Source organism: Photobacterium sp. SKA34, from assembly GCF_000153325.1.
Lineage (GTDB): Bacteria > Pseudomonadota > Gammaproteobacteria > Enterobacterales > Vibrionaceae > Photobacterium.
In genome coordinates this window covers 373995-391083 of record NZ_CH724142.1, presented here as the reverse complement: position 1 = coordinate 391083, position 17089 = coordinate 373995, and the positions used below count along the sequence as shown (strand labels likewise).

The following is a 17089-nucleotide window of genomic DNA, read 5'->3' as shown; positions in this document are numbered from 1 at the left end:
GCTCATGCCAGATCAGACCTAGATAGAAAGACGAAGTGAAGAGGCTAAAGCACCATTACATGATCGCAGAAAATACGATCCTCTTGGCAAACTAATACCATTTCAGCCATAAACTCACCTTCTGCTTTACTGAAAAATTGCTTCCACACAATAACAACAGAGTCTGGCCTTTTAAACACAGCAACAGGAAAGCGTTCAGTAAAGAAGCCTTTTTCAGATTGGTACTTTTCACATACTTGCTTGAGGTAATCTTTCGTAACAATAGCCTTTAATCGCGGAGTAAAATCGCGAACGTGTGCTGAATGATCTTGTCTTGTTGATGCATCCATTAAGTTATCCATTATAGGTGTTGCTAACAGCAAGATTTCATCACCTTCAATAAAAGTAAAATTCATTAAAATCTCTTTTTAATGGGCTTAGTGTGATTGCTTTGGATAACACGGTACATTTTCAGGTAATTGATACCAGCTCACTTTTTCACTTACCCAAACATGCATTTGTGGCTCAAACATGACATCATCAACGCAAGCAACAGGTTTAAGTTTAGATCTTGTCCACAAATATCAGATAATAAAAAAGCCGAACTAGTCGACTTTTATCAATCTTATTCGTATCCGGTAAGCTCCATAAAGCCTTTTCCTTTATGACTACCACTGACCCGAATAGGACCTTCCCAATAAGGGAAAATAAAGGGTAACCACTGTTCTCGACGAACAACTGTTGTTTCAATTTTTATAGATTGTGATGGTATCTCGATTTCCCATATTAACGGGAACTGCTTTCCTTTAACGGAAAAATATTTAATCGGCTTCATGCGGATCTGATGATTATCAAGTTTAACCACTTTACCGTTTTTCCATGAACGAGAACCAAAAAAGTAAGGCTTTTCACCGTGTTCACGTAATTGAGAAACCATCAATGCACTGCCATCATCAAGGTGAATAGAGAACCAGTCCCATCCCTGCTGCTGCAAGCTAAGCATGCTACTACTCCATTCACGATCAAACCAACCTTTGCCTTTTACACGATAGGTTTCGCCATCAAGCTCTAGCATCCCTTTTACATTCAAAAATGGTGCGCTGTAATAATAAGATGCAATATCTAACAGTGGGTGTTTACGGCTATAACCATTGTCACCTTGTAAAACGATCGCTCCCTCTTGTGTGATATCTAAAATCGCTTTCATATTATCATCAGCAAACTCAAGTCTGCCGGGAAACGGTGAGTTATCTTTTGAACGCCATGTCCAATTATCTAACCACGCTCGAAATGGGCTTAAAATCACCCCTGCTTGGCCGATACCACCACGAGCAAAACGTTCTGCTCGCCATATTTTCTTATCGGTTGTGATCACCGCATGCGCCATATACATTTGCGGCGTTTTCCAACCTTTAGTTTCTTCATCCCCTGTCGCCATTAGGAATAGTGTCCATTGTAACGCTATCTGTTTCCCACTTTCAGATTCTAGGTTAGTGGTGAAATACCACCATTCGGCACGATACTCTGGATGCGAACCATAATCTTTAGGAAACTCTAGCTTGTTACCTTTCACTACAGGCTCAAACACATAATCGGTTGATTGAGTCAGTGATTCTACAGATTTACTGGGTGGTTTTGGGTTATCACAAGCACTTAAAAACAACGCTATCGTTACCACAACCACAACGCGACAGAGCCGTATTAATGATATTCCCATTAGAATGACTCCCTTAAAGACAAGATTGCAGAGCGACGAACCAAACGCCAAACAGGCCACGCTCCAGCCACTAACAAGGCTAATAACGCTGTACCCAATGTCGTAAAATAATCCACAGGGAAATATTGCACTGGCATTGTCCAACCAAAGGAATATTTAAGTACCACATCAATTAATAGCTGAGCAAGAAACAAACCTAGCGGCAATGCTATCAGCGACGTAATCACACCAATAAACAGCAACTGCCCACCACCAAATAACGCCAATTCTCGACCAGTCATTCCCATACAACGTAGCAACGCAAACTGACGTTGACGTGATACTTCCCCTGCTATTGTGGCAAAGAATAAACCACATACCGCAATGAACAAGGTTAAATGTCCTAGTGTTGAGGTAACAACAAAAGTACGATCAAAAACCCCCATCGCCTCTTTCATCAAGGCTGCATTATTACGAATACGTTCCGGTTGCAAACGGAAACGAGCACCCAGATCTGCAAGTAACTTATCTGGATTTACGTTCTTATTAAGGTGAATGGCTAATCCAACTTGCCCTGAATGGGGCCAAAAACGCTGCCACTTAGACTGTGAAATCAATACCTGACCATAAGGATTACCATAGTCATAATAAATACCCGCAATTTCCCAGCCTTTATTCATCGGTGCGGGTAAATTGATGGTATCACCCACATTCCAATGATTTTTAAGTGCTATAGACTCACTCACCATAACCGAGCGGCTTTTGTGCAGTGTTTTCCAATAGTCATAAGCTGTTTGTTTAACGACTAACGCTTTTTTCTCGCCAGAAGTATCACCAATACTCATGACTTGAATAGTACCAGCGTCAGACGGCGTTTCTTTTTGCCAGCTCCACCAAACTTGCGCAACTTCAGGTTGATCTTGTAACCACTTAGAAATACGTGGTGCCATGTTCATGGACGGTCGTATATAAATATCAGCGGCTAACCGTTGCTCTAACCAGCTTTCTGTGGTGTTTCTAAAACTCCCCACCATAGTTTCCATACCAATATTTGACGCTAAAGCCAGCATGAATGCCATTGCTGCCACACCTCGGTAGCTCAAGCTTGCCGCGGCATCATTGAAAAACCATCGCAATTGTGCCGATCGACAAAGCTTGCCAAGCCATAAAAATAATTTCCACATCAGATATGGCATGAATAAACCTGAAGCGATCAAGATAAACGCAATCAGTGCAAAGCCAGCAAGTTGTCCATGAGGCAGTTGATAGATGCCAAAAGCAATCAACATGAAAATACCTGAAAATAATGCTTGCCACGCAAATTCCCGACCACTAAAGCGGATTAAAGACAAATGTGCTGCGAGTCGCGATGGTTGGGATCTAACTAAACGGATCAAAGGCCAAGTACAGGCAAACGCACAACCAAAGAATGCAATAGCCACACTTGCCAGCCCCCACATCCAATGCCACTGAATTTGTAAGTTAACGTTAGCGCTATAAAGATCATTGAGAGATGCTGCGACACTAGGCAGTAATTGCTGAGCTAATAACAAGCCCAGTAAATTACCACCTATAAGCCCTAAAACTATCCAAGTGATTAATTCAAAAATTAGCGCTTTCGCGATTTGCCCACTAGTAACGCCTAATTGACGTAGCACACCAATCAATGGCTGACGCTGAGCAAAGGATAATGACATCGCTTGATAGAAAATAAACAACCCTACCACAAACGATAACATGCCCATTGCAAACAAATTTAAATGAAATGCATTAGTTAAGGGCTCTAGTTTCGCACTTTGTTTACGTTCTAAAGTTAATCCTGGAGGAAGAATATGGGTTAACTTACTTAATTGTTTTCGGCTCATTTCTCCACAAACAACAGCGGTAAAACCAGAACTTGGATTCAATTCTCGCAGCAGTGCAATATCTGCAATCATACGAGGTTGACTCATTGTCTCGTCTTGAATAATCTCGATTGGGCCAATTTTCTTTCCAGAATCTAACGTGATCATACTGCCATCAGACAAACCAATATAATTTGCGAGCTGCTGGCCAATCATGATCGGATATGGTGGGCGCATTAATTCCAGTAGTTTTATTTTACTTTCATCTAATCCATTCGAGCCTGATACAGACATCATTGTAACGGGATCAATACCTAGCAATTGAAAGTCACGTTGCTGATCTGTCACGATGCGAAGTTCTTCCATCGGCGAGCAAGTTTTCAATCCTGCTCGACGCATTTGAATATAAAAACCCTGTGGGACTTTCATCCCTATTTGTACGTGGCGAATGCGATAAGGAAAAGGGTTAGAAAAAAGTTGTTCACCTTCGCGATAACTTTCTTTTGCTTGCTGGTTTACAGCCATAACGCCAACAAGTAAGGCAATACCCAACGTTAGACCTAACCATACGAGAATAATTTGAAACGGGTGACGTCGATAATGCCCCCATAACGCATTAACTACGGGGCGTAACATGAAGCTGCCCTCCCTGCAGACGAACATGACCCTGCATATGTGATGCAACTTTCTTACTGTGTGTTACTACCAGTAAGGTGCAGTGTAGTTTTTTAGTTAGTGATAGAAGTAACCGAATAACGGCTTCAGCATTGCGTTCATCAAGGCTACCTGTTGGCTCATCGGCTAACAGAATCTTAGGTTCCATGTAAATTGCTCGTGCAATCGCGACACGTTGTTGCTGACCTCCTGATATTTCTTCAGGATAACGTTCTAACAACCGCATAAGATCTAATGCAGAGATCAACTGACGCCATAACTTATCATCTGACGTTAACCCCTTAAGCTGACGACAAAATTTGATATTATCAGCAACGGTTAATGTCGGTAATAAATTATATTGCTGAAAAACTAAACCAATATTATCACGCCGAAAGGCCGTTCGTTCTCGCTCTGAAATAGAATGTATAGGTGTATTGCCAAGCCAAACTTCCCCTTCTTCAGGAGTATCTAGCCCAGCAATTAAGTTTAACAACGTACTTTTACCTGAACCACTTTCACCCATTAACGCAACTTGATCACCAGGCTCAAGCTCTAAATTCGTTCCTTGAAGCACAAAATGAAATTCGGAGCCGTCACGGTATCCTTTGCAGAGTCCTGCGAGTCGTAACATTTATATCACCAACACTTGAGATCACATCAATTGCTTATCACTTGAGCAATTAATTAAAATAACTGAATAAATACGTTACGCATTTAGGCGGCAAATTTACAGCAAATAGCACTGTCATTAAAGTTATTTCAATTGTCAAAGTCGCGATAAATGGTATCACTTAACTTAAGTAACATATTATTAATAATCTTAGATTTTTAAAAAAATTCAAACCTAAACTTTGCATTTATAACTATGACTATCATCAATATATTTACTGTTATGTCATCTATTATCATGAATATAAAGATATTCATTCCATATCGTATTTACATATCTATCACCCTTAGTAACATAAATATCCGTCGATGTTTTAAATTACGTTATACTCATCACCTATTTCATAATCAGTAGCTTGCGAATGTATCAATTAACGTTCTCCCTAGAAGAATTTCTAACCAAATATTGGCAAAAAAAACCAACCATCATTAAAGGTGGCTTTAAGCACTTTGTCGATCCTATTAGCCCTGACGAATTAGCAGGGCTCGCGATGGAAGAAGAAGTTGATTCCCGCTACATTGCAAAAAAAGATGACCAATGGGAAGTGCAGCATGGCCCATTAACCTTTGATGATACACCAGAAGATAATTGGTCATTTATCGTACAAGCTGCTAATCATTGGCATGAAGGTGCTGCACAATTAGTCACTCCCTTTCGCCAACTTCCTGGCTGGTTGTTTGACGATTTAATGATTAGCTATTCAACCCCCGGGGGCGGTGTTGGTCCTCATATAGACCAGTATGATGTATTTATTGTTCAAGGCTCAGGTAAACGTCATTGGCGCGTCGGTGAGAAACGCGATGATTATGAGGAAGAATTTCGTCATTCGGCATTACGCCAGATTAAAGGTTTTGAACCGATCATTGATGAAGTGTTAGATACAGGCGATATTTTATATATTCCACCCGGTTTCCCACATGATGGCTATTCTGTGGAAACATCCATGAGCTTTTCTGTCGGTTTCCGTTCACCGAAAAAACAAGAGTTATTAAGCACCTTTGCTGATTTCGTGATCTCAAATGATATTGGTGATGTCCACTACCACAATCCAGCGCTATCGACCCGTGGTTGTAATGGTGCCATTTCAGAGCAAGACTACCATGATCTAGAAGCCATGATGCGCAGCTTACTTGACCACCCGCACTTACTAAAACAATGGATGGGCGAACATTTAAGCCAAAATCGTCACGAGTTAGATATTGTTCCGTCTGAGCCTGAGTGGAGTAATGAAGAAACGTATCAATGCTTAATGAATGGGGATAGCTTTAATCGCATTGGCGGCTTACGCGCATTTTATCATGAAGCAAAACCTGAGATCATCTTTATCAATGGTGAAGAATACGCATTACCCGATGAATGCGCAGATACCGCAAAACAATTTTGTAATGAGCAAGTCGTCACTGCTGAATTACTAGGCAATGCGATTCACCACCCTGCTGTATTAACGCTATTAACACAGCTCATAAATCTTGGATATTGGTACTTAGTAGAATAAATAACGCAATGTTATCACCTAAAAATGGCCTAAATATGTCGGAGTCAATCTCTCCTATTAGGCCATTTTTAAGCCACTAAATTATTAATCCAACGACGTGAATGTACACGAAAAGATGATGTAAACCATTTAATTAGCTCTTCTAAGCCAACTAAAGCATAAACCCACTCTATCGGAAAATGTAAAACAAAAGCACAAAATGCCGTTACGGGAATACCGATCATCCATTGCGCAATAATATCTTGATAGAAGCAAAACTTAATATCACCACCAGCCCGTAAGACACCAACAATCATCACCATTGGAATACTTTTTAATACCAGAATAACTGCAAAAATATCAAAGAAATGACCAGTTAACGCGCGCACATCCTGAGTTAGTCCTGAAAATAAAGTTAATAAAGGTTGTTTAATTAAAAACATCACACATACCGTTAATAAAGCAAAACCTAAGTTAATTAACGAAAATGCCCATGCCTTTAAATAGGCTTCATCATTTTTATTGGCACCGAGTAAATTACCAATAAATACAGCTGACGCATTTGAAATACCGATCAACATTGCAAGTGACAGTGACTCAATCGGTGTGATCACCGACATTGCAGCAAGCCCATTAACACCTAGTTGACCAATAATTGCATGATAAACAAAAATTCCCCCCGCCCATGCAAGGTGATTAAAGGTAATCGGTAGCGATAGTTTAAGAAAGCGCTGAATATCTTTCCTATTGCAAACAGTTACAACCGTTTTAAAGTTAAACGCTAATAAATGTTTGCGTCCATATAAATAAGACGCAAGTAATATCAGTTCAATACCACCACTAAGCAACGTCGCCCATGCCGCACCTTTAATTCCCATTGCTAATTCCCATTGCTGGCAAACCAAATTTACCAAAAATTAATATCCAATTAAGGATCATATTGGTACCAATACCAATCGCACTAAAAAAGGTACTGACGCCGGGCTGGTGTATCGAACGTAAACCTACAGCAATACCAATACCAAATGCAGCACCGAGTAAATTAAATGCCGTAATACGTAAATACTCAGAACCTAACGTGATAACTTTTGGCGATTGAGTCGCAAGACCCATGATCCATTCTGGCGCAAATAAAAATAATGCCGCTGCGACTGAAGCAAAACAACCGCTAATCATCACTGTTAAGGCTGTTGCTTCTCGTACTCCTTGCTTATTATTTGCACCCCAATATTGAGCAGTTAACATCGCACCGCCTGTCGAGACACCAAATAACATAATAATGGCAACAAAAAAGGCTTTACCGGCAATACCAGCAGCAGCTACTTGGGCGTTGCCTAACTGACCTAGCATCAAAATATCAACAAGACTTCGACTCGAAAACAACATTGACTGCAACGCAATAGGTAAAGCAATCCAAAATAACGAACGAAGAAAGCCTCGATCAAATTGCTGAAGAATGAGTGTTGGCATTGCAATTATCCCTAATAACAGCAATCAATAGTGTAATACTCACTATCGAATAACCATTGGTAAAAATTACTGATGACCTATCGTGATAAAAGTAGAATAAATATCTAAAATAAAGCACACAGATAGAGAATCAATTTGACGTGAAATGTTATGCTAATCGCGAAAATAACTTGATGCCATACCTTTTATTCTGAACTTGGTTACAATTAACAAAAATATAATTTTTTATATCTACGACAACTTTTCTTGAGAAACACCATAAGGAAATGGAGCAATGAGGTAATGAAAAAAACAATTTTAGTGGTCGGCGCATCAGGCTATGTTGGTAGTCATTTAGTGCCAGAATTGCTAAATCAAGGTCATCATGTTAAAGCAACTGGGCGCAACTTACAGCTACTAAAAAAGCGCGGCTGGAATGATCTCGATAATCTTGAATTAATTTGCCTCGATCTCAATGATGGAAGTGATCTTACGGATCTCTTTCACGATGTTGATATCGTTTTCTTCCTTGTACATGGTATGAATCATGGTCATGATTTTATTGATTTTGAATTAGACTGCGCGCGCCACTTTAGCCAATATCTAGAAAAGAGTCAGGTTGAGCAAGTTATCTACTTAGGTGCACTACAATCTGAAGACGCAGCTTCAACTCACCTGCTCGCCCGTAAAGAAACAGGCAATATTCTTCGTAGTAGTAGAAAAACTATCGTTGAATTACGAGCTGGAATAATTATAGGCCCTGGCTCTGCCGCTTTTGAAGTAATGCGCGATTTTGTCAGTCACATCCCTGTGATGCTAACACCACAATGGGTGAGTTCTCGCAATTCTCCTATTGCGCTTAGAAACTTGCTATTTTATTTAACTGAGCTGATTAAAAAGCCCAATAATGATAACCTCATTTTTGATGTTGCAGGCCCAGAGCAACTTACCTACCGCGATCAAATGGTGCGCTTAGGTACGCTGCTTAATAAGAAGATTCGAGTTATACCGCTAAAATTCTTAAGTCCTGCGATGGCAGCTTACTGGCTACGCTTTATTACTTCTGTACCCACCAATATTGCGAGAGCATTGATCAACGGATTGCAATATGATTTACCGGCTGATGGTAGCAAGTTACAACAATATATCCCTCAAATCTTAATAAGTTATGATGATGCGGTATCAGAAGCGTTAGAAATGAATGATGAGATCATTGATAGTGAAATTTGGGGATTTGACCCTGATGCATTATCACGCTGGAAACCAGATTATGGCTACTATCCTAAACAAGCTGGCTACACATTAAAAACCGATGCGAGTGCTGAAGATTTATGGCGACAAGTTCAACTGGTTGGTGGAGAAGAAGGCTACTTTTTTGCCAACAGCCTATGGCGTATTCGTGAATGGATGGATTCAATGATTGGTGGTAATGCTTTAGAACGTTATCGTCGGGATCCTCAACAATTACAATTGGGCGATCGCATTGATTCTTGGAAAGTGATCAGTCTTGAAGAAAACCATTTCTTATCACTCCTGTTTGGGATGAAAGCGCCTGGTTTAGGACGATTAGAATTTACCATTAATGATCACGGTGATCACCGCTCTGTTGATATTCGAGCATGGTGGCATCCGAAAGGTTTTAAAGGCCTTTTATACTGGTTCGCGATGATGCCTGCACACTTATTTATTTTTAGGGGCATGACATTGCAGTTAGTCAAACGGTGTAAAGCGAAAGCAAAAGATGGACAGATTGATACGGTATAACTTTCGCTTAGTTGCCATTTCTAACAAATCTGTGGTTGTCATTTGATAATCCGTAATAAAAACGCCCGATAGTGCATGTTATTTCTAACAGCAATATCGGGCGTTTTTCATTTACCGTATGTCACCATCTATGGGTGGTATACCGTATTATGCAGCCACTTGTTTTTTTGCACACGTCATTCTATATGCAGCGATTGGGCCACTGATCAGTGTGAAAGCAATCAAGATAGAAACAGGTACAGCAGTGATCACAATGAACGATTGCAGTGCATTTAAGCCACCGTCACCTGCAAGCAATAATACCGCAGCCACTACACCCATAATGATCGCCCAGAATAAACGATGCTTACTATCAGGTTCATTATCACCAGAAACTACCATCGCAATCGAATATGCCATTGAGTCACCAGTGGTAACAACAAACGTTGTCGTCAGCACAAGAAACGCAGGTAATAAAATACTGCTAAATGGCAAGTTAGACAGTGATGCTAATAATACCGCCGGTAAACCACCGTCATTCAGTGGGCCAGAAATCACACCCGGTGTTTGTAGCTCAAGGAAAATACCTGTACCACCTAATACGGCGAACCAGAAATTCGTCACGATAGGCGCACCAATAGCAACTGCAAGGACTAAACCACGAATGCTACGCCCTTCCGAAATACGTGCAATAAAGATTGCCATCATCGGCGCAAAACCGATAAACCACCCCCAGAAGAACCATGTCCACCATACATTCCAAGAAGGCTTATCATTCGCTAAGCTAAGCTCGCCGAAATGATGAATATAATCACCAAACGCGCTACCAAACTCAGTTAAAATAAATTTAGTGGGACCTAAGAATAGCATTGCAAGTAATAGCCCAAATGCACCAATCACGTTTAAGCGTGATAGCCACTGCAGACCTTTATCCATTCCTGACGCAGCAGAAATAGAATAAATAGACACAACGACGGCAAGGATCATTAACTGAGATTGAACATTATTTTCAAACCCTGTTAATAATTCTAAACTATAGCCTAACTGCGATGCTAAGAAACCAATAGGACCAATTGTACCCGCTGCAACGGCAATAATTGAGCAAGCATCAATAACACTACCTAGCCAATGCTCTTCCAACTTCTTACCAAAGATAGGAAAAAGCAAAGCACGAGGACGAAATTTAACGCCATGTTCATGGTGTGCATACATTAGTACAATAGTTGCTAACGTACCCAATACCGCCCACGCTAAAAAGCCCCAATGCAAGAACGCTTGACCAAGTGCAGGATCGACAGCTTGTTGTGTAGATCCAGCAACACCTCCAAATATCGGCGGTGGTGTAATGAAATGGTAAATTGGCTCAGCGGCAGACCAAAATACGCCACCACCCGCTAATAAAGTACACATGATCATGGCTAACCAACGGAATGTACCAATTGTTGGTTTTGTAACGGTTCCCATCACCTTTTTGCCCAAAGGGCTAAAAGCAATGACTAAAGCAATAAGAAAGTTAACTAGCATTAAGATCTGCCAGCTATAACCAAAAGTATTGGCTGCAGATTCAAAGCTAGTTTGAATTAATGCTGTAAAACTGGACATATCAGCCAGTGCAGCAAAAATGAATAAGGAAATGAAACCAATAGTTAGAATTGGAACTAGTTTTGCCTCAAAACGAGAAGAATCTGAGTTCAAAGATGTGTTGTTACTATCAGCTATTTGACATGCATTACTTGGCATAAATATCTCACGTTGTTTGTGAGGGACGAGAGATTAGCAGCTAAAAATCATAAATACCAGTCAAAAACTCCTTTATTTTCAATTAAAAAACCATGCAACTCTATCATTGTATAGCTTTTTAATTGGTAGATCATGATGTTACAAGTTTTGATTAGCGATAAAAAATTGAATATTTATTATACAAGCCTTGTTGATAGGATAGTAATTATTAAGTATTGAAAGTATTTACTACTCTAACCATTTTTCATTTGATCTTATTTAATACAATAGATAACCATGCAGAAATAGTCGTCTCTTTTGCATGTTAACGACTATCAACATCATTTGTAGTTATAGGCACAATAGTGAGAACAGGCATCACTTTCATTGCTCACCTCCTCGACTAAGTATAATGATATGCGTTTCTATATCACTTAATCGAGAGACGAAGAGGTAAGCAATGAAATAAGTTATATAGAGAAGAAAAGTATCAATCCGAATATGTAAGAGCAGATTAATCGATAATTAGATCGTAGAAAGTCAGTGAGTTAGTATACTCAATATGTAGAATTTGTTGCTTAGTTATTAAAAACCAATCATTCGTTTGCTCTAGTCGTTCAGAAGGCATTGTCACACTATCTGGTTTCTGCTTAATATATATCGTTGGCGCAGTATTATTTGTACTGTAACGCACGATCCAAAAGCTATGACCATCTGAAATACAAATAGTAGCTTATGGCGGCAACTCAACCTCTTTTTCAAGTATTGCCTGTTCTACTTCATACATGGTTTGATTAATAACCGCGATAGGATCGGTTTGTAATCCATTTTTGATCATTATTAAGAAGATAATTTCACAGTCGATAGTCCCTACCCGCTTATTGTAAAGTGCTCCTGTTAATCATCGCTCTATAGTAAATCTGACTTTATCAAAGCCACCGGTTTGACCGTTATGCAGAAACATCCATTGTTCATATATAAAGGATGGCAATTAACATGTGAAACTTCAGCCCAAGGAGAGAAACGTATATGTGCCATGAAACGATGAGAACAAATATGATGTATTAAAGAACGTAAGTTAACATCTGCCCAAGCGGGTGATATTGCATGATAACGACCGAGAGTATCGCTATCCTAATACCAGCCGAGACCGAAACCATCACCGTTCACAAAGTTAACCGCTTTTTGTTCTTCTAACGTTTTATTAATTAACGAGTGCTCTGATTGATAAATCACAATTCAACGAGATAAATCGTTTTTTGTGAAATGTCAGCCAATGAGACATAGCCCCATCCATTTACCATATAAATAAAAAATAGACTATTGATCTTTGATAAAATCAAGTCTAAATCCCTATATGAACACACACCTAAAAAACTTAATCATTAACCCTTTTTTTAATGTACTGCTTAGGTGGTCGCCCCAAGGTTCTCTTAAAGAAAGTAATAAATGCGCTTACCGATTCGTAGCCTAAATCTTCTGATATCCGCTGTACAGGCTCCCCCGATGACAGTTTTTGTAATGCAATTACAATATGAAGCTGTCCACGCCAATTACCAAAGGTTAACCCTAATTCCTGCTTAACCAAACGCGCTAAGGTTCTTTCACACATCGCATATTTACTTGCCCATTCGCCAACTGTACTACGATCACTTGGATTCGAAATTAAAGCTAAGGCGATCTTTTGTAAGCGAGGCTCTTCTGGAATCGGAAAATCAAACTGTTCTGAAGGCATTGTCGATAATTCATAAATTAGAACGTCAACCAATCTCGCAGTATTCCCTTCGTCTTCATAAAACTGATCGAGTTCTGCTAACTTAACTATCAACTCACGTAATAAAGGAGACACTGATAAAGTACAGGCATTTTCAGGTAGACCAATGACATCTGGCTCAATAAATAAATTACAAATATCGATATCATCTGAAATAGTGAGACTATGAGGCACTTGGCTTGGGATCCAAACGGCGCAATTTGTAGGAACCATCCAAATCGCATTCGCAATTTTACATCGAACACAACCACTTAAGGGTAATACCAATTGACCTTTACGATGAGTGTGAAATGGGAGTTCTTCATCGGCATCAGCCCTAGAGAATCTCATTGCCACAGCTTTTTGAGAGTACGAATCTGAATCAAACGTAGGAATACTTTTATTTAAATTCATATTTTTTATCATAACTTAATACAAGAATCTCCTGATGGAATAATTAATAACACTAAAAGCTTAACAAAACATGTATATCACATAAAAATAAAACGTTATACCGAATAGACTTGAAGATGTAGACCTGAAAATTATCATTAACTTGATATGTCAAAGCGCTTGTGCTCTCTGGAAGAGCCACAGCAAACAATTGATCTATCGCCGCTTTAACATCCTGAAGTCAACGCTTTTCCTCGACGCCTCATTCATTATTTGCAATAGCCGCTCTATTGAATAAAGGTTTGGGCAGTAAAGTGGTAAATAATGCAGTTCAATATTAAGGACAAATGCCGCATCTTTGTCTCTGACACTGTGTTGATATCCTTCACCGTTCAAGAGGATATGAAGCTTATAATCTAAAGGATCACTCTATCTTACAGAAAAAGCGGACAATAGTGTCGCTGTGAATGCCGTCATCATCGTCAACAATGCTTGCCCCAATATCCGACAGGTACAGACAGCCAATAATGTTAAGTCTGCTACGATTACCTGTTGTTTCGATCACTTTATCTTGACCAGTTCGTATCCAGCCATGTGACAGTTTTGTTGATAACCTTGGATGAACGGCTTAGATAAGTAGGAACATAGCTTTGGCTTCCGCCACCTTCAAGCTTAAGTTTTTCAGAAAATACGTCGTCGCTGAAGTGACGTGAGAGGCCAGCCAACGAGACATAACACACCGGTTTGCCATACAGGTAAAGAGACAGACTATTTACCTTTAATAAAATCAGGTCTAAGTCCCTAAATAAACAAACAGCTAAAAATTTTAATCATTAATCCGTTTTTTAATATATTGCTTAGGTGGTCGTCCTAAGGTTTTCTTGAAGAAAGTAATAAAGGCGCTTACCGATTCATAGCCTAAATCTTCCGATACCCGCTGCACAGGCTCCCCTGATGACAATTTTTGCAATGCAATCACAATATGAAGCTGTCCACGCCAATTACCAAAAGTTAACCCTAATTCCTGCTTCACCAAACGTGCTAGGGTTCTTTCACTCATCGCATATTTACTTGCCCATTCACCAACAGTACTGCGATCACTAGGATTATTAATAAGCTCTAAGGCAATGCTATGTAATCGACTCTCGCTCGGAATTGGAAAATCAAAATGTTCAGATGGCATGCTCGTTAATTCATCAATCAACACATCCGCTAACCTTGCGGTTTTAGATTCGGGTGTATAGGAGAGATCTGATTCCGTTAAACGAACAATAAGCTCACGTAAAAGTGGAGAAATAGATAATGTACACGCTTTAGAAGGCATTCCAACTACATCTGGATCAACAAATAGCATACAGGTATCGGCATCAGGAGAAACACTATTACTATGAGGCTCTTGACTTGGAATCCAAACAGCGCAATTCGCAGGAACCATCCAGATAGCGTCAGCAATTTTACAGCGAACAAAACCACTTAAAGGAAGAACAAGTTGTCCTTTACGGTGTTGATGGACTGGGATTTCTTCATCCTTCTCTAATCCAGAAAGGCGCAGTGCAACAACCTTTTGTGGGTAAAGATCGGAGTCAAACTCAGGGAAATGGATACTGTATTTCATAACTTGTCCGAATTTAGATATCTACTGTCAATATAACTTAATACAGAAAAAATTAGGAGAGGTATTATGTCATTAAAGATTTAAGGAGAGACCTATGTCACATAAAAACAAAAAAACAGTCCCTAAAGTTGCACGACCAGCATTGGTTATCCTGGGTATTTTACTTATTGCAAGTAACCTACGTGCGCCACTTACAGGATTAGGACCTATTCTAGAGTTCATCTCACAAGATTTAGGTTTAAGTGCAACACAAGCCGGTATGTTAACTACTTTGCCTTTGTTGGCCTTTGCACTATTTTCACCGGTATCATCAGGCCTTGCGCGTAAAATTGGCTTAGAGCCATCTCTTATGATAGCCCTTGTTCTTGTTGGCGGCGGTGTACTTATTCGCTCCGGTGGATCAACCTTAATGCTATTTTTGGGTACCTGTATAATAGGTCTCGGTATAGCAATAGGTAACGTACTATTACCAAGCTTACTAAAAAGAGACTTCCCAACAAAAGTCACTACTTTAACAGCTGTCTATGTATTAATCATGGGTATTGGCTCAACATTAAGCTCAAGTACAGCTATTCCAATGATGAAGCTTGCTGGTTCAATGGGAATTACTGCTATTCCGCATTGGGCATTTGCTTTAGCAACCGTACTGCTCTTCCCAATTATTTCAATTATTGTATGGTTGCCACAATTATCAGGCCATACTCGCCCTTCTGCAGATACTGCTGAGATTGATAGCCACAGTTATCTATGGCGTTCAGCTGCTGCATGGCAAGTAACTATCTTTTTAGGCTTGAACTCTTTCATCATGTACATCTTTATCAGCTGGTTACCAAGTATCCTTATTGATAATGGTTACACAGAGAACCAAGCGGGTTACTTACATGGTGTATTACAGCTTTCAACTGCCATTCCAGCACTAGTGCTTATCCCACTAATGGCAAAAATGAAAGACAAACGCGGCATGAGCTTTGCTATGGCTGTACTGGGCTTCATCGGTATTCTTGGCCTACTTATGATGCCTGAACACGCGTTAATCTGGGTAATTTGCTTTGGCTTTAGCTGTGGTGGTGGTTTTATACTTGGCCTGTCATTTGTTGGTATTCGTACTCATGATGCTCACCAAGCAGCCGCACTATCTGGTATGGCACAATGTATGGGTTACTTACTTGCAGCAACTGGCCCTATAATTTTTGGCTCGCTACATGAATCAACACATAGCTGGGAAGTACCATTATATATGACACTTTCAGTCTGTGTGGTTTGGGGATTTTTAGCACTGTTTGCTGGTCGTTCACACGTTATCGTTCGTAGCGAAAGTGGTAAAGATATCATTATCGACACACCTGTTCATGAAAGTATCCATGAAGAACTTAAACGCTTAAAAAATGAATTAGCGCTAGTGACTGAAGAACGTAACGAACTTAAAAAAGCATTTAACGCAAAATTTTAAAGCTCTCTTTAATTGGCAAGGACGCCAATATCTTATTAATTTCATATCGGCGGGACGCCGATATTTTTTTATCTGCTGAACATACACTTTTGCAATAACAGCCTGTAATAACAATAATTGCCGCTAATAACAGTAAGTTTTATTTCTTATGAGTTAACCACAATGAAACTATCCTATCTTCTGACTAGCGCCGCTCTTTTTCTCCCCTTGTACTAGCAGAATCAACGCAATCAAAGTTACAACAAAACGTATTTTATTTCCTTGCTGTCACCATCATTGTTTCCAAACGCCATGTTACCGCGTAACAAAAAGCAAAACGCGCAAGCATAAACCTGAGATACCATCATTTTTACACCATCTCTTTGGTTTTGTAATCGGCTTTATTTATTTCTATAGCTTATTCTATGTAGTTGGTATTTGTTTTTAATTTCATCATCCATTAATAGACAGATAATTTTTGTCATATACCATCAAATTTGCGCACTATGCTAGTATGTTTACGAGAATCATTATCACTTTTACTCATCATCATCTAACCTAATAATATGAAAGCTACGTGTAATTCATACAATCTGCTGACATAATGTGCTATGAGGTCTATATCCTCAAAGAGTTAGTTTTGCTAACAGCACAATACAGTGCGTCAC

10 protein-coding genes and 3 pseudogenes are annotated in these 17089 nt (G+C 39.6%); 3 read left to right on the top strand and 10 right to left on the bottom strand.

All coding sequences use genetic code 11. From position 1 onward, the window contains the following. Nucleotides 1-44 precede the first annotated feature (44 nt). The 4 genes from SKA34_RS10760 to SKA34_RS10745 form a co-directional block, all read right to left on the bottom strand. A complete protein-coding gene (locus SKA34_RS10760) occupies nt 45-395 on the bottom strand; it encodes a hypothetical protein (protein WP_006645561.1) in 351 nt (116 codons plus the stop codon). A 209-nt stretch (nt 396-604) separates the two neighbouring features. Next, nucleotides 605-1696: a lipocalin-like domain-containing protein gene (locus tag SKA34_RS10755; RefSeq protein ID WP_006645559.1), complete on the bottom strand. Its 1092-nt coding sequence runs from the start codon at nt 1694-1696 to the stop codon at nt 605-607. After that, nucleotides 1696-4155 (bottom strand): ABC transporter permease, encoded by a 2460-nt coding sequence (locus SKA34_RS10750; protein WP_006645558.1) that lies wholly within the window; start codon nt 4153-4155, stop codon nt 1696-1698. Before SKA34_RS10750 ends, SKA34_RS10755 begins: the two co-directional genes overlap by 1 nt. Continuing rightward, nucleotides 4136-4807, bottom strand: a complete 672-nt coding sequence (locus tag SKA34_RS10745) for an ABC transporter ATP-binding protein (protein WP_006645557.1) — start codon at nt 4805-4807, stop codon at nt 4136-4138. The genes SKA34_RS10750 and SKA34_RS10745 overlap by 20 nt, the downstream gene beginning before the upstream one ends. Before the next feature lie 400 nt (nt 4808-5207). Between SKA34_RS10745 and SKA34_RS10740 the strand changes: the two genes are divergently transcribed. Continuing rightward, the gene (locus SKA34_RS10740; RefSeq protein WP_006645556.1) at nt 5208-6341 is read left to right on the top strand and encodes a cupin domain-containing protein; all 1134 of its coding nucleotides are present in this window, start codon (nt 5208-5210) and stop codon (nt 6339-6341) included. Nucleotides 6342-6409: 68 nt separating this feature from the next. Here SKA34_RS10740 and SKA34_RS10735 read toward each other — a convergent pair. Beyond that, nucleotides 6410-7790: pseudogene (locus SKA34_RS10735) on the bottom strand (MATE family efflux transporter). Nucleotides 7791-8072: 282 nt separating this feature from the next. Here SKA34_RS10735 and SKA34_RS10730 point away from each other — a divergent pair. Then, a complete protein-coding gene (locus tag SKA34_RS10730) occupies nt 8073-9533 on the top strand; it encodes an SDR family oxidoreductase (RefSeq protein ID WP_006645553.1) in 1461 nt (486 codons plus the stop codon). A gap of 147 nt (nt 9534-9680) precedes the next feature. Here SKA34_RS10730 and SKA34_RS10725 read toward each other — a convergent pair whose 3' ends face one another. The 5 genes and pseudogenes from SKA34_RS10725 to SKA34_RS10710 form a co-directional block, all read right to left on the bottom strand. After that, nucleotides 9681-11252 carry a BCCT family transporter gene (locus SKA34_RS10725; protein ID WP_006645552.1) on the bottom strand — a complete coding sequence of 524 codons (1572 nt, stop codon included), beginning with the start codon at nt 11250-11252 and terminating at the stop codon, nt 9681-9683. A gap of 493 nt (nt 11253-11745) precedes the next feature. After that, nucleotides 11746-12470 (bottom strand): annotated as a pseudogene (locus SKA34_RS10720) (class II glutamine amidotransferase). Nucleotides 12471-12609: 139 nt separating this feature from the next. Then, nucleotides 12610-13410: a helix-turn-helix domain-containing protein gene (locus SKA34_RS10715; RefSeq protein ID WP_006645548.1), complete on the bottom strand. Its 801-nt coding sequence runs from the start codon at nt 13408-13410 to the stop codon at nt 12610-12612. 40 nt (nt 13411-13450) lie between these two features. Continuing rightward, nucleotides 13451-14005 (bottom strand): annotated as a pseudogene (locus tag SKA34_RS23620) (transposase); the annotation flags it as partial. A 198-nt stretch (nt 14006-14203) separates the two neighbouring features. Beyond that, nucleotides 14204-14992, bottom strand: coding sequence for a helix-turn-helix domain-containing protein (locus SKA34_RS10710; protein WP_006645545.1), 789 nt, complete (start codon nt 14990-14992; stop codon nt 14204-14206). Nucleotides 14993-15086: 94 nt separating this feature from the next. Here SKA34_RS10710 and SKA34_RS10705 point away from each other — a divergent pair, with 94 nt between their 5' ends. Further along, the gene (locus SKA34_RS10705; RefSeq protein ID WP_006645544.1) at nt 15087-16442 is read left to right on the top strand and encodes a CynX/NimT family MFS transporter; all 1356 of its coding nucleotides are present in this window, start codon (nt 15087-15089) and stop codon (nt 16440-16442) included. Nucleotides 16443-17089 lie beyond the last annotated feature (647 nt).